This is a genomic window from Allocellulophaga tsushimaensis (genome assembly GCF_055383085.1).
This window is the reverse complement of the sequence record NZ_AP039451.1, coordinates 3,134,702-3,148,749: the sequence shown is the minus strand read 5'-3', so window position 1 is coordinate 3,148,749 and position 14,048 is coordinate 3,134,702. Positions and strand designations below refer to the sequence as shown.

At 31.1% G+C, this 14,048-nt stretch carries 15 protein-coding genes; 3 read left to right on the top strand and 12 right to left on the bottom strand.

What is annotated here, in order from left to right:
• Positions 1–958 precede the first annotated feature (958 nt).
• Together ACZ451_RS13735 and ACZ451_RS13730 are read right to left on the bottom strand one after the other, a co-directional pair.
• On the bottom strand, positions 959–1,363 hold the full coding sequence (locus ACZ451_RS13735) for a 3D domain-containing protein (RefSeq protein WP_464213337.1): 405 nt from the start codon (positions 1,361–1,363) through the stop codon (positions 959–961).
• A 34-nt stretch (positions 1,364–1,397) separates the two neighbouring features.
• Positions 1,398–2,267: a pirin family protein gene (locus ACZ451_RS13730; protein ID WP_464213336.1), complete on the bottom strand. Its 870-nt coding sequence runs from the start codon at positions 2,265–2,267 to the stop codon at positions 1,398–1,400.
• A 58-nt stretch (positions 2,268–2,325) separates the two neighbouring features.
• Between ACZ451_RS13730 and ACZ451_RS13725 the strand changes: the two genes are divergently transcribed.
• Positions 2,326–3,654 (top strand): serine hydrolase domain-containing protein, encoded by a 1,329-nt coding sequence (locus tag ACZ451_RS13725; protein ID WP_464213335.1) that lies wholly within the window; start codon positions 2,326–2,328, stop codon positions 3,652–3,654.
• A gap of 367 nt (positions 3,655–4,021) precedes the next feature.
• Here ACZ451_RS13725 and ACZ451_RS13720 read toward each other — a convergent pair whose 3' ends face one another.
• The 10 genes from ACZ451_RS13720 to ACZ451_RS13675 all read right to left on the bottom strand — a co-directional run bounded on the left by ACZ451_RS13720 (position 4,022) and on the right by ACZ451_RS13675 (position 11,711).
• On the bottom strand, positions 4,022–4,918 hold the full coding sequence (locus tag ACZ451_RS13720) for an alpha/beta hydrolase (RefSeq protein ID WP_464213334.1): 897 nt from the start codon (positions 4,916–4,918) through the stop codon (positions 4,022–4,024).
• Between the two features lie 38 nt (positions 4,919–4,956).
• The gene (locus ACZ451_RS13715) at positions 4,957–5,577 is read right to left on the bottom strand and encodes an L-threonylcarbamoyladenylate synthase (protein ID WP_464213333.1); all 621 of its coding nucleotides are present in this window, start codon (positions 5,575–5,577) and stop codon (positions 4,957–4,959) included.
• Positions 5,578–5,652: 75 nt separating this feature from the next.
• Entirely contained in the window at positions 5,653–6,336 is a 684-nt protein-coding gene (locus ACZ451_RS13710; RefSeq protein ID WP_464213332.1) for a hypothetical protein, read from the bottom strand.
• Between the two features lie 39 nt (positions 6,337–6,375).
• A complete protein-coding gene (locus tag ACZ451_RS13705) occupies positions 6,376–6,825 on the bottom strand; it encodes a nuclear transport factor 2 family protein (RefSeq protein WP_464213331.1) in 450 nt (149 codons plus the stop codon).
• An 11-nt stretch (positions 6,826–6,836) separates the two neighbouring features.
• Positions 6,837–7,121 carry a DUF6958 family protein gene (locus tag ACZ451_RS13700; RefSeq protein ID WP_464213330.1) on the bottom strand — a complete coding sequence of 95 codons (285 nt, stop codon included), beginning with the start codon at positions 7,119–7,121 and terminating at the stop codon, positions 6,837–6,839.
• Between the two features lie 21 nt (positions 7,122–7,142).
• Positions 7,143–7,682 carry an SRPBCC family protein gene (locus ACZ451_RS13695; RefSeq protein WP_464213329.1) on the bottom strand — a complete coding sequence of 180 codons (540 nt, stop codon included), beginning with the start codon at positions 7,680–7,682 and terminating at the stop codon, positions 7,143–7,145.
• Positions 7,683–7,699: 17 nt separating this feature from the next.
• Positions 7,700–8,152, bottom strand: coding sequence for a DUF1569 domain-containing protein (locus tag ACZ451_RS13690; RefSeq protein ID WP_464213328.1), 453 nt, complete (start codon positions 8,150–8,152; stop codon positions 7,700–7,702).
• An 85-nt stretch (positions 8,153–8,237) separates the two neighbouring features.
• Positions 8,238–8,804 (bottom strand): Crp/Fnr family transcriptional regulator, encoded by a 567-nt coding sequence (locus ACZ451_RS13685; protein WP_464213327.1) that lies wholly within the window; start codon positions 8,802–8,804, stop codon positions 8,238–8,240.
• Positions 8,805–8,857: 53 nt separating this feature from the next.
• Positions 8,858–9,271 (bottom strand): hypothetical protein, encoded by a 414-nt coding sequence (locus tag ACZ451_RS13680; RefSeq protein WP_464213326.1) that lies wholly within the window; start codon positions 9,269–9,271, stop codon positions 8,858–8,860.
• A 112-nt stretch (positions 9,272–9,383) separates the two neighbouring features.
• The gene (locus ACZ451_RS13675; protein WP_464213324.1) at positions 9,384–11,711 is read right to left on the bottom strand and encodes an ATP-dependent helicase; all 2,328 of its coding nucleotides are present in this window, start codon (positions 11,709–11,711) and stop codon (positions 9,384–9,386) included.
• A 269-nt stretch (positions 11,712–11,980) separates the two neighbouring features.
• Here ACZ451_RS13675 and ACZ451_RS13670 point away from each other — a divergent pair, with 269 nt between their 5' ends.
• Both ACZ451_RS13670 and ACZ451_RS13665 read left to right on the top strand, forming a co-directional pair.
• Complete coding sequence (locus ACZ451_RS13670) at positions 11,981–12,523, top strand: DsrE family protein (RefSeq protein WP_464213322.1); 543 nt, start codon at positions 11,981–11,983, stop codon at positions 12,521–12,523.
• Positions 12,524–12,632: 109 nt separating this feature from the next.
• Positions 12,633–13,904 carry an amidohydrolase gene (locus tag ACZ451_RS13665; RefSeq protein ID WP_464213320.1) on the top strand — a complete coding sequence of 424 codons (1,272 nt, stop codon included), beginning with the start codon at positions 12,633–12,635 and terminating at the stop codon, positions 13,902–13,904.
• The last annotated feature ends 144 nt before the right edge of the window (positions 13,905–14,048 follow it).

Below are 14,048 nucleotides of genomic sequence, written 5' to 3'. Positions count from 1 at the left end.
TTTAACCGATTTAATTTTTATCTATACTATCTATTAACAAAAGAGTAGTCTTCCAAAATTTTGAAAGAGATATCGTGCACTAATCTCATAAATTAAAGAATTAATAAGTTCTTTAAGATTAATATAATAGGTATAAAACACATTGTAATTAGATGAAAAAATTTAGCCTATATCACAAAGTATAACTTTAGAATGTTTTTCTTAAACTTATTGAAATTATAAAATTTCAAAAGCACTATAATCCTAAGTTTTAAATGAAGTATTGTAATTATTTTTCATGAGTAATTTGAGTTTTGAGTTAATTTATTATAATATAATCGAATTGTATTTTAACACGTATATTACGTTATAAAAGTGTAAAAAACACCCTTCTATATTGTAATATTAAGAAAATTTTATGAAAAAAATAAAAATTTAACGTAAATATCTATTCAAGATTGTATCCAACTTTATTTTATGAATTGTAATTATCCCATCATATTATTTTGAATTTATGAATTTTTGTATGTAAATTTTAACATATTCATATATCATAGAAAACAAAAGGAAGTTACCGGTAGTTATTGTACTTGTATTGATATTTTTATCTTTAAAAATTTCTTTTTCATAATAAATTAGCTCAATAAAAATGAAAATCCTATAAAATAAAAATAGCTTTAATAACAAAATGTAGTAACTATTTAGCTTATTTTTTTTGACTTTTAAAAAAGCTTTGTAATGAAATAGTAGGGTTTAGAGACTAATTAGGTGTTATCTATTTGTAAGATCACATTATTTAAGATTCCTACTTAAAAAAATAATATGAAAGTCATAGATGAAATTATTCAGAAAAGTGCTCTTGGAATGTTTCCTAAAATTTATAGGACCTTCATTTTATTAGTATTCTACAGTATTATTTTTTGTCTTTGCATGATGCTATATATGCTTTTATTTCAACATCATGCATCACGTATAGGGTTCAGTTTTTAATTGGAACCATACTATCTTTTGCTTTTGCATAGTATATAGTAAGTTTGCGCTTTCCCCATTTGATAGCGCTATCCTTATCTATACCCATATAAACATCTATCCGATTTTTCCAACGTTTGTTCATCTTATCTTTTACTAAAAAAGTATCTGGAAATGTATCTATCCGTACCATGGTATTATATGTTAAGCCTTTTGAAAGTAGATCTCTTGATACCGCAATAATTTTCATATCTGCATGCAATGTATCGCCCCAAGCAGCTATGTTTGGATCTATTGTTGTTGTTTGCTCTGGTAAAGAATTGTATGCTGTAGCTGTTACAGACAGCGGAATCCAATTATAAAGCTCTTTAGGTTCTTTTTTATCTCTTGCACAGCTAAATAAAAATAGAAGCATCAAAACGATAGAAAGCTTAATAAGGTTCTCTATTTTAAGGCAAAGGAACATAAGAATCGTCATTATCCATCATTGGAAATGTTTTATTTTTCCAGTCGGCTTTAGCCTTTTCAATTTTTTCTTTGGCTGTAGAAACAAAATTCCAATAAATATGTCGTTTTTCCGAAAAAGGTATTCCGCCAAATAATAATAAATGAGAATTAGGATTTATAATTGTTTTACAGGTATCTTCTACTTTAGAAACAACGATATTCCCTTTTTGTATTTCTTCCCCACATGCATTAATACTTCCTTTTACAATACAAATTCCTATCTCGCCTTTTAGATGATCTTTAGTATTGAGGTGAAAAGCGTCTGTATTTTTAACTTCAATCATAAACAATTCTGAATGTACTGGTACTGGTGATTTTCTACCATATCCATTTCCTGCGATCAATTTAAATGTTGCGGATTCCTGTTTCCAAGAAGGGAGGTCATTGTTTTTAAAATGATGAAACTCTGGTGCAATATCTTCTAATGCTTTTGGTAAAGCAATCCAAATCTGATATCCATGAGCTGTAAAAGAAGTTCCATTTCTTAAATGCTCTGGTGTTCTTTCGGAATGGCTTACTCCTTTACCAGCAACCATCCAATTAACATCACCTGGTTTTATAACCTGTTTAGTCCCTATGCTATCCTCATGTAGTATCTCACCTTCTAACATAAAAGTAAGGGTAGAAAGTCCAATATGTGGATGCTGATCTACATCCAAATAATGGTTAGGACCTAATATAGTTGGCCCCATATGATCTATAAATATAAAAGGACCTATCATTCTTTTCTTTCTAAAAGGGATAAGTCTCCCTACTATAAAATCGCCTATATCTCTAGTTCTTTCTTCTATAATTAAACCTATATTTGACATCAAAAATTATTTATATTTATAGTTTTAAATATACAATAAATACAAGTCTTAATTTGCTATGAAATTGTTCAAAAAAATATTGCTATTTGTATTAGTTATAGTAGTAATTACCGCTTTTTACAATTACCCTAAACTAAACCTTATTTCTGGTTTTGCGTCTAAAAATATGGCCTCTAATGTCTTTATTGCAAAAAGAAGTGCCGAATCTGTAACAGAAAACGATAATAATATTCCTTTAATAAAACTTGCTAAAACAGTTGTTTCTGAAAAAAGTGTAGTAGCAAATGTTTTTGGTTTAATGGATAGAAAAACAATAAACAGAGGTGGTCTTGGTTGTGTTTTAGTAAACAACGATTATAATGAAGAAACACCATTTTATGCGCCAGAAAGAAATCGGATAAAAAATAATTTACCTTTTCCATATGGTAATAATGGCATTATAGATACCATTTTACCAAATGTTGATTACACACAGTTACAGAAATCCATAGCTTACGCTTTTAGCGATCCTGATACTCAGAAAACAAGAACTGTTTTAATAGTGCATAAAGACCAGATTATTGGAGAAAAATATGCAGAAGGCTTTACAAAAGACACCCCTATTTTGGGTTGGTCCATGACTAAAAGTATAACTGCTACACTTTATGGAATACTACAAAAAGCTAAAAAAATTAACATAGATAATTATGCCCCAGTAAATTCTTGGTTAGTAGATGACAGAAAAAACATTACTATAAATCACTTATTAAGAATGCAAAGCGGTTTAGAATGGGATGAAGATTATAAAAGTATTTCTGATGTAACCAAAATGCTTTTTTTAGCTTCTGATATGACTAAAGCGCAAGAAGAAAAAAGGGCTATTGCAAAACCTAGAGAGATTTGGAACTATTCCTCAGGCACTTCTAATCTACTAATGGGCATTTTAAGAAAGCAATTTATATATCACGAACACTATTTAAATTTCCCATATAATACCTTAATAGATAAAATAGGCATGCATTCTATGCTCTTAGAAGCCGACTTAGAAAGTAATTATGTTGGTTCTTCGTATGCATGGGCAACAACAAGAGATTGGGCTAAATTTGGCTTACTGTATTTACACCGAGGAAATTGGAACGGAGAACAGATTTTTAACTCCTCTTGGGTAGATTATGTAACAAAGCCTACTGAAAACTCTAATGGGGTGTATGGAGCGCATTTTTGGTTAAATGCTGGGGGTAAGTATCCAGATGCGCCTAGGGATTTGTATTCTGCAAATGGTTTCCAAGGGCAACGCGTATTTATTATCCCATCTAAAGACTTAGTTATTGTACGTACAGGTTTGGCAGGAGAGGATGGTTTTGATTTTAATTCCTTTTTAAAAAGTATCTGTGATGCTATTCAATAAAGTATTGATAATTAGATGAGAAAGTGTTTAATACACCGTATTCATTTTTCACTTTTAAAGATTATTTTTCATTTTTAATTTCTGAAAAATACTTAAAACCAGCATTTTATGGTATTATTTAATAGTTATAAAAGTATTTTTTCATTTTTAAAAGCTTATTTTCAGTCTAAGCTATTTTTAGGATTCTATAACTCTTTTTATGCCGTTACTTTGTAGCTCAATATAAATTGATTGCTAAAAAATTGTTATGAAAAAAATAATATACTTTATTTTACCGCTTACTTCTTTTATAGTATCAAGCATACTATTTGTTGTATTATTAGCGATGCATGTATGCAATAATTAGGTATGCTATAACTGAAGAACTTTATATTTTGCTATTGTTTAAGATAAATTTTACAATCGCATCATAATATGCTTTACCGCCTACTGCTCCTACATTGTTATGGCCAGCATCTTGAACTGGGTACCATATTTTATTTTTAGTTTTTAAATTCTTAAACAATTGTTCTCCATAATTAAATGAGATCCTTTCATCAGCAGTACCGTGTGCCATAAAAATGGGTTGTTCTATATGCATAACAGATTGGATCGGTTTTACTTTAGATGGGTTAAAATTTGCAATTTTAGCTGCTCTACTGAGCGCGTAGTTAGACATGAAACGAATTCCTACGCCTTTCATTAATGCTTTTTTATAATCAAAAACAATCTGATTTAAATCAGTAAACGTACTTTCTATAATACCAAATTGTATTCTTGTGTCTAATTCCAAAGCTTGTATAGCAACAGCACCACCTAAAGATACTCTAAAAATTCCTATAGGGATATTACTATTTTTGGTTTTAATAAAATCTACAATACGCTTAATATCATTTTTCTCATAATACCCATAAGTACAATACTCCCCACCACTTTTACCATGAGCTCTACTGTCAAAAATAAGCGTAGCTATTCCGCTTTTAGATAAATTTGTTGCCATAGGTATAAAACTTTCTTTACAGTTCCCTATACCATGTGCTATAATAATTACACTTTTTACAACAGTATTTTTTGGTGTTATATAATATGATGCTAATTTTATACTATCAGTTGTAACTATAGTTACTGCTTCACTATTCACTAAATTTGTATCTGGTTGTATATCCATATTCCATTTTCCCAATTTAACAATTGCATATGGAGCCACATGGTGTAATCCATAAAACCCTAAAGAAATTAGTATCAGCACTAAAACGCTTAAAAAAATCAAAATCTTTTTTTTCATGTTAATAAAACTATATTCTTTTTTGTGGTTTGGTTGTATTATAAAATAGCTACACTTCCTTTTCCTTCTCTAATTACAACAGGTTCTCCTTCCGAAAGATCTATTACTGTAGAAGCTATATTATCACCATAACCACCATCAATAACAATATCTACTAGGTTTTGCCATTTTTCATAAATCAGTTCAGGATCAGTTGTATACTCAATAACCTCATCTTCATCATGTATAGAGGTAGAAACAATAGGGTTTCCCAGTTCTTCTACTAAAGCCTTTGCGATACTATTATCCGGAACACGAATTCCTACGGTTTTTTTCTTCTTAAATGCTTTGGGTAAATTATTATTACCTGATAAAATAAACGTATAAGCTCCAGGCAACGCTCGCTTTAAAATCTTAAAGTTTGGTGTTGAAATTTGTCTGGTATAATCAGATAGATTGCTTAAATCTGCACAAATAAAAGACCATTTAGCCTTATCTAATTTTATACCCTTTATTCTCGCTATTTTTTCAAGAGCTTTAGTATTTCTAATATCACAACCCAAACCATAAACTGTATCAGTAGGATAAATAACTAAACCTCCTTTCTGCAGTACATCTACTACTTTCTTTATTTCTTTAGGATTAGGGTTTTCTGGATATATTTTAATAAAATCTGCCAAATGAATATCATATTTACTACTAAGATAGTGTAATTTATACGCTTTAAATAACAACTAACTCATGTAAATATGCAATTATTCCTTTTTTTTTAAAATTTTATAGATCACACAAAAATGAGCAAAAAGAGCAATAGGTACTATAAAAGTGGGAAGCCATATAAAAGGAAAATAAAATATAGCCACATTAGGCTGTTGAAATGCGAATTGCTGGATTGGTAAAGGCGCAGAAAGTATTGCATTTAAAATGATAAAAAATAACAAACCCAAGCAAATAATATTCCAACAAAGAATCCATACATTATTTAGCTTCTTTTTTACAAAAGCACAATAGACTATTGGTGCTGTAAGTCCAGCAAGGATATCAAAATTACGACCAGAGAACGTCATTAATTCTGGAACGGCCTTCCAAAGAAAAAGCCAATACAATATAATTTCTACAGGAACTCTAACAATGTGGAGCAATATTAAAAATTTATGATCTAGACTAAGTATCCATACTTTCCCTTTTTTAAAACTAAAAAGACTAATTATAACTACCAAAGTAAAAGGCAATGCAATAGCAAATTTTATGGGCTTATCATAAACATCAAGGTAAAAACCAGAATAACTTAGTATTCCCTGTACTAAAAGCCATAGAATTAATACCACTAATACCTTATTAGCATAATTAGTAGCTTTCCAAAATAGAAATAATGTTGCAAGTGTTGTTACACAAAAAACAATAGTAATATACAAAGGCACTCCGAGCGAATCTGCCATAGGTAAACCAAATAAAATTAGACACTAGAATTTTAAAATTTACTCCATTTCAAAATCATCAAAATAGCTATAATCTTTAGTAATTAAGCCGTCTTCAATGGTGAAAATAGTGCAGATTGGCAATTTAAACGTAGAACCATCAGGAGCAGTACCTCTTGAGATAAATTCAACTACAATATGGTTTTTACCAGAAGGGTAGGTAGCAATAACTTCATCCTTAATATCTGGAAAAATAGCATTAAGTTCCGTATACTTCTCTACAATTTGTTGTCGTGTCTGTTTAACAATTCCTTCTCCTAAGCTGGGGTCTTTAAAATCAGCAGTTTCCGTATACATATTAGCCATTTTAGACCATTCATGATTGTTAAAATGGTTAAAATAATCTTTTACCAAAACAACAAGTTCAGCATTAGTTTCTTCAGTTATTTGAGTTGTTTTTTGATGACAAGAAATAATTAAAAAGAATAATACGTAGCATACATTTTTCATTTTTTCCGAAATTAATTTTTGGTTCTTATTTTATGTGGACTTGTTTTAGGGATTCGCTCTATAATTTGATGTGCTTCTAAATCTAATTTAACTGTTACTACATACCACCCCACTTTACCATCAAAAGAACTTTTAAGTTTTTTAACGGCTAATGTATTTAGATCTTGGTATGTAATTTCTTTGTGTTCCTTAAGGGTTTTAAGTATAAAATCTTTAATAACAGTATACTTAGAAAGCGCTATATTAACTCCTTTTTTACCTTCGGGATGTAGCGTCAAAATTTTATCATTTCCCATAATAAATTAACGGAATTGCAATTATTTCTCTAATTCTTCTTTTAAATTTGTTAAGCCAGTAGAAAAATCATTCCCTATCATTCCTTCAATATCCATAACTAAAAGCATTAAATTCATAGGGTAATCCATATGACCTTCAAAGCCCCATTTAACTTTGGTTTCATTAGCAGAGACTTCTTCTGTTGTTACATAAGCTTTATCAGTAGCTTCAAAAGGTTCAAAAAAACGGAGTTCTGTTTCCATGCGCTCTCCATCTTTTATTGCTATAATCTCTTGTTCCCCTACTCCTACATCTTTATTATCGCTTTTCCAAGCAGAAACAAATCCTACAGTACCATCTACACCTTTATAGGTTTTTTCCATATTAGGATCCATAGCCGCCCAAGTACTATAATGATCCTGATTTTTTAAATGTCTTAAATAGTCAAAAACTTCTTGTTTAGGTTTTTGAATCATAATTTCTTTCTCTACTGTGTAATCCTTTTTCGTAAATGCAGCTAGGACTAAAGGAATAAGTATTAGAATTATTAGAATTAATACAACTCTTTTTACAATTTTCATGACTTTGTTTTTTAAGATTAGCTATTAAACTGTGTTAAATGATGATCAAGATGCTTATAGAATAGGGTATTCCATTCAGAAGCCGATAATTTTCCAAAAGAATGTGATTCTCTGTTATCAAAATGGTCTTTTCCAAGCTCTTGTGTTTTATGTAGATACGCAATAAGGCGTTTCTTCTCCGTATCAAAATCTTTCTCAGTAGCAATTAGAAATTCGGGAGCGGTACGACTGTTCTTTTTGTATGGCTTTGGACCAACAACACTATTTTTAACAAATAGTTTTAGCATCAACTTTGTAAAGCCATTTGGTTTAGGATGTTTATCTTCATAAGCCATTTCATAAGCAACATTACAATGCGCTAACATTTGTGCTACATTCATTTTCCCCCAAAGTGGTGTGGTTGTAGGCTTTAATTTTTCAATACGCTGGATAACTTCCTCAGTGTCAGTTTGGTTAAATATATTTTTCATATAAAGTTGTATATTGGTTTGTTACTTTTCCAAAATTAATAGATTATACTTAGACAAAACTTGCCATAGGGCAAGAAAACATCTTTTATAATTTTATGGCCTCTTTTCGTATTCTACTTAAAGAAGTAGCTGTAATACCCAAATAAGTCGCTATATATTTTAGTGGAGCATGCTTTATAACTGTTGGTTTTTCTTTGATTAATTTTAAATAACGAGTAGTAGCATCTTCCGTAATTATAGAAACCGAGCGCTGTTTAAATTCAAACAAACTGTTTGCCATCCAAGCACGTCCCCATTCGGAAAAACCTGGTATCGTATGAAACAGTTCTTGAAACGTATCAAAATCCAATTTCCAAGCAACACAATCTGTTATAGCTTCTATATTTTCTGAAGTAGGGATTCTTTGAAACAATGAAGAAACTTCTATTACAATTTCATCTTCAGTAAAAAAATTAGTGCTTATAGCCTCACCGTTATAATCATGAACATAAGAGCGCATTACCCCACATTCTAAGATAAGGTATTCATTTGCAATCTGCCCTTCTTTTATCAGATAATCGCCTTTTGCATAGTGCACTTTTTCATGCGCATTCAAAATACTTTTTACCTCATCAGCAGATAATAATGGATGTTCATATATGTTGGTTAACACTGGCTTAGCTTTTAAAAAAAAGTATTACAATATAATAAAACTTCATTAAAATACTAATAAGCCCTTGAAATAATAAGTATCATTACCAATCCAAAACCAATAATTGCCGCTATCAAATTTAGAGTATTAAGACTGGTTGATCCTAATTTATGATAAGACTTCACATCTTTTACTTTATTCATTAGGAACAAAAGGAAAAAAGGAATAAGTAGAAATAAGTAATATAACCATTCTATAGGTTCTAAAGGAATTTCTGATTCCAGAAAAAAAATAAAAAGATTTAATAGTAAAAAATAGAAATACGAAGAAACTAAAATCCAACCCATTTTGTTAGGTACAAAAAGACCTATAAGTAATGGCATTAATAGTAATATTGTTATGAAAGAATTTGATATTTTAAGTGTTCTATAAACAGAAGCAAAACTATAACTTTCTAAAAAACACATCGCATCATAAAGCTTTTTCAAGCTAAGAATATTTGATGTTAAAATAAATACAAAATAACAAAACAAAAATCCATAAAAAACAAACCTATAATTAACTTTAGAAAAATTCATTTTTTAGATTTTGAATACAAACTCAACCAATTACCTCTAGCTTCGCAAAACGCAAAAGCAACTTCTTTACATCACCATTCTGAAATTTTATTTCTGCTTTTTTATCATTTCCAACACCTTCTATTTTTAATACTTTTCCATGACCAAACCGGGTATGGTTTACCATAGCTCCAGCAGCTAAATTAGGATCTACTGTATTTGTATTCCCAACAGGTTTTGCTAATTCTGGTTTTAGCTTACGAAGTTTGCGCAGCTGATTTTCATTGGGTTTAATACTATTTGGAGGGGTACTATTGGTAGGTTTTACTTGTCTTAATTTACTCTTATCTACTTCTCCCCATATATCATTATCTAGTAGAGATTTATAACGGTAATTACTTGTAACTGGCGTTAAGTTCTCTATGTATTTTTCATCTATTTCTTCTAAAAACCTACTGGGTTCAGCATCTATTAATTTCCCCCAACGATACCTGTTTTGTGTATAGGTTAAATACGCTTGCTTTTCTGCTCTTGTTAATGCAACATAAAACAGCCGGCGTTCTTCTTCTAGTTCACTACGGGTATTCATACTCATCCCAGAAGGGAACAAATCTTCTTCCATGCCTACAATATATACATGTGGAAATTCTAAGCCTTTAGCCAAATGTATGGTCATTAAAGCCACTCTATCATCATCACCAGTATCATTATCTAAATCTGTTGCCAAGGCTACATCTTCTAAAAACTCACTGATATTACCTGTAGCATCTGCAATTTCTTGTTGGCCTTCAACAAAATCTTTAATTCCGTTTAAAAGCTCCTCAATATTATCCATACGCGCAATACCTTCAGGAGTTCCATCTTTTTTAAACTCCAAAAGTATTCCTGTTTTTTTAGCAACATGCTCAGATAGGGTAAACGCATCAGCCGTTTCGTTCATGATCTGAAAACTCTTAATCATGGTGGTGAAATCTTGCAATTTACGGGTAGTACCTGCGTTTATTTTTAAATTGATTTTATCTAAGTTTTCAATCACCTCAAAAATAGACCTACCATAATGGTTTGCTGCAACGGTAAGCTTTTCCATAGTACTCTGACCTATACCACGGGCTGGAAAATTAATAATTCGCTTTAGTGCTTCTTCATCTTTTGGATTAATCACCAAACGCAAATAAGACAATACATCTTTAATTTCTTTACGTTGGTAAAATGATAAGCCTCCATAAATGCGATACGGAATATCGCGTTTCCGTAAGGCATCTTCTATAGCTCTAGATTGCGAATTGGTACGGTATAACACTGCAAATTCTCCATTAGACATCTGGTTTTGCATTCTACTCTCAAAAATAGAACCCGCAACAAACCTACCTTCTTCTGCATCTGTAGCACTCCGGTGTATTTTTATGGGAGGGCCATCATCATTAGAAGTCCAAACTACTTTTTCTAATTGATTTTTATTTTTCTCAATAATAGAATTTGCAGCATTTACAATATTTTTAGTAGACCGGTAATTCTGTTCTAAGCGATACATAACAACGTTATCATAATCTTTCTGAAAATTAAGAATATTACTAATGTTAGCCCCTCGGAACGAATAAATACTCTGTGCATCATCACCAACAACGCATATATTTTGAAATTTGTCTGATAATGCTTTTACAATTAAATATTGCGAGTGGTTGGTATCTTGATACTCATCTACTAAAATATACCTGAAACGATCTTGGTATTTGGCTAAAACTTCTGGAAAACGATTCAAAAGCTCATTGGTACGCAATAAAAGATCATCAAAATCCATAGCTCCTGCTTTAAAACAACGATCTACATAATTCTGATAAATATCACCCATTCTTGGGCGTTTAGACATGGCATCCGCCTCTACCAAATCTGGATTATTAAAATAAGCTTTTACGGTAATTAAGCTGTTTTTATAGGATGAGATTCTATTTTGAACTTGTTTGTATTTATAAATATCTTTATCTAGCCCCATTTCCTTAATTATGGAGGCAATCAAACGTTGCGAATCTTGTGTGTCGTATATGGTAAAGTTGCTGGGGAAACCTAGTTTATTTCCATCATAGCGCAACAACTTTGCAAAAACAGAATGAAAAGTGCCCATCATTAAGTTTTTAGATTCAGAAGCACCAACAATAGCAGAAATACGCCCTTTCATTTCCCGAGCCGCTTTATTGGTAAAAGTCAACGAAAGAATATTAAAGGCATCTACCCCTTGACTCATTAAATACGCAATTCTATAGGTTAAAACCCTAGTTTTACCAGAACCAGCCCCAGCAATTACAATTAAAGGACCGTCTTTATGTAACGTAGGAGCTCTTTGCGCTTCATTTAATTCATTTATATACTTCTCCAACAGCTATTTTATTTTAATTTAAACAAACGTGAATTTAATGATAATAGACCTGATTCTAAAAACATCATTTTAATAATTATGAACAATACGAATAGATTTTGTTGAATTTGAATATATTTGGTATGATTGTATGTAAAATATGATAAACGAGCTTGATATATTAAATTTTAAATGTTTTTTAAAACTTAGCAACTCTCACTTATACTTACAAACTAGTTTGTCTTAAGACAAACAATTAAACTAGCGTTAGTGAATAAACTTAATCTAATATGAGACAAATCTACTTTTTATTTTTTTTAAGTTTGATGGTGCTCAGTCAAAATACTATAGCGCAAAGCCCTGAAAAAGGCCCTATTATTAATGGGTATGGTCCTGTTTTTAAAATAGATAATGCAGCTATTAAAGCAGATGTCACAAAAGAATACAGAGTCGTTTTTGATGTTGTAAATACTCCTGAATCTGATGATAAAATAAGTCATTGGATAGAAACTGCTGCACGTTTTCTAAACATGCACGCCCAAGGTGGTGTTCCTAAAGAAAATATGAAAGTAGCTTTAGTTTTTCATAGTAAAGCAACAAAAGATATCTTAAATGATAAAGCATACCAGAAAAAATATGGAACTAAAAACCCTAACGCTGGTTTATTAAAAGCATTAATAGAAGCAGATGTACAACTTATATTATGTGGGCAATCTGCCGCTTATCACAAAATTGCTAAAGAAGATATTGCTCCTAATATTCAAGTTTCACTTTCTGCTATGACGGCTTTAATTCATTTACAAGATGATAATTATAGATTGATTAAGTTTTAAATGTGAAGCTTTTTTTTAGAACTTGATCTTCTTATATTTAAATTTAAATAAACTAGTTTGTCATAAGACAAAACAATTAAAATAGCGCAAGCAAATAAACACTATACAGATGAAAAAAATACTCTTATCCTTATCCCTATTAACTGGCTTTATAGCTATAGCACAAGGCCCAAATTTAGAAAAAGATTATAAAAAAGTTGAAGATAAAGTAATTGATTGGCGCAGAGATTTTCATCAAAACCCTGAATTATCTAATCGGGAATTTAAAACGGCCGAAAAAATAGCAAAGCACCTAAAGTCATTAGGCATTAAAGTACAAACTGGCGTTGCAATCACTGGAGTTGTTGGTATTTTAGAAGGAAAAAAGCCAGGGAAAGTTATTGCATTACGTGCAGATATTGATGCTTTACCCGTAACAGAACGAAACGATTTACCTTTTAAATCTACTGTTAAAACTGAGTTTTTAGGGAAGAAAACTGGGGTAATGCACGCTTGTGGACATGACACACATACTGCAATTTTAATGGGTGTTGCCGAAGTTTTATCTAAAAATAAAGATAAGATTAAAGGAACCGTAAAATTTATATTTCAACCTGCTGAAGAAGGAGCTCCTCCAGGAGAAGAAGGTGGCGCTTCTTTAATGATTAAAGAAAATGTATTAGAAAACCCTAAAGTAGATGCTATTTTTGGACTTCATATCAATTCTGGAACAGATGTTGGCACCATCCGTTATAAGTCTGGAGGTACTATGGCTGCCGCGCAACGTTTTGTCATCAATGTAAAAGGAAAACAAACACATGGTTCTGCACCATGGGCTGGTGTAGATCCTATTCTAATCAGTGCAAAAATTATTGATGGCCTACAAACCATTATTAGTAGAGAAGCAGAATTAACAAATGAAGCAGCCGTAATTACCGTTGGTAAAATTACTAGTGGCGTACGTTTTAATATTATTCCAGAAAGTGCGGAGCTTATTGGTACTATTAGAACTCTAGATTATGACATGCAAGATTTAATTAATCGCAGAATGGAAGAAATGGTTCCTGCTCTTGCAAAAGCATATGGTGGGGAAGCTACAATTGATATTCAAAGCACTACTGAAATTACCTATAACGATCCTGATTTAGTAGTACAAATGCTCCCTACCATGCAGCGAGTGGCTGGAGCAGAAAATGTACAAATACAAAAGGCAATTACGGGAGCAGAAGATTTCTCATATTTTCAGAAAAAAGTGCCTGGTTTCTATTTCTTTTTAGGGGGAAAAACACCAGGGTCGGAAGCTTTTCCACACCACACACCAGATTTTAAAATAGATGATAGTGGTTTGCTTTTAGGTGTAAAAACCTTAACAGAAATGAGTTTGGATTATTTGAATAAGTGAGTAATGAGTAATGAGTAATGAGTAAAAATAATTTTTTTCAACTCTTAATCTTACTTTAAACTCTTAACTTTTATAAACTTATAAACTAGCAAAGCGAATAAACTCATAAACTATTAGTCCCATAAACTCCTACACTTTTGTTAT

Bases quoted from the DNA above. Each gene is read 5' to 3' on its own strand.
- ACZ451_RS13700 (WP_464213330.1), bottom strand. From the start codon at position 7,121: ATGGGAAATGATAAAATTTTGACGCTACATCCCGAAGGTAAAAAAGGA.
- ACZ451_RS13690 (WP_464213328.1), bottom strand. From the start codon at position 8,152: ATGAAAAATATATTTAACCAAACTGACACTGAGGAAGTTATCCAGCGT.
- ACZ451_RS13725 (WP_464213335.1), top strand. From the start codon at position 2,326: ATGAAATTGTTCAAAAAAATATTGCTATTTGTATTAGTTATAGTAGTA.
- ACZ451_RS13670 (WP_464213322.1), top strand. From the start codon at position 11,981: ATGAGACAAATCTACTTTTTATTTTTTTTAAGTTTGATGGTGCTCAGT.
- ACZ451_RS13710 (WP_464213332.1), bottom strand. From the start codon at position 6,336: ATGGCAGATTCGCTCGGAGTGCCTTTGTATATTACTATTGTTTTTTGT.
- ACZ451_RS13695 (WP_464213329.1), bottom strand. From the start codon at position 7,682: ATGAAAATTGTAAAAAGAGTTGTATTAATTCTAATAATTCTAATACTT.
- ACZ451_RS13705 (WP_464213331.1), bottom strand. From the start codon at position 6,825: ATGAAAAATGTATGCTACGTATTATTCTTTTTAATTATTTCTTGTCAT.
- ACZ451_RS13730 (WP_464213336.1), bottom strand. From the start codon at position 2,267: ATGTCAAATATAGGTTTAATTATAGAAGAAAGAACTAGAGATATAGGC.
- ACZ451_RS13665 (WP_464213320.1), top strand. From the start codon at position 12,633: ATGAAAAAAATACTCTTATCCTTATCCCTATTAACTGGCTTTATAGCT.
- ACZ451_RS13720 (WP_464213334.1), bottom strand. From the start codon at position 4,918: ATGAAAAAAAAGATTTTGATTTTTTTAAGCGTTTTAGTGCTGATACTA.
- ACZ451_RS13735 (WP_464213337.1), bottom strand. From the start codon at position 1,363: ATGCTTCTATTTTTATTTAGCTGTGCAAGAGATAAAAAAGAACCTAAA.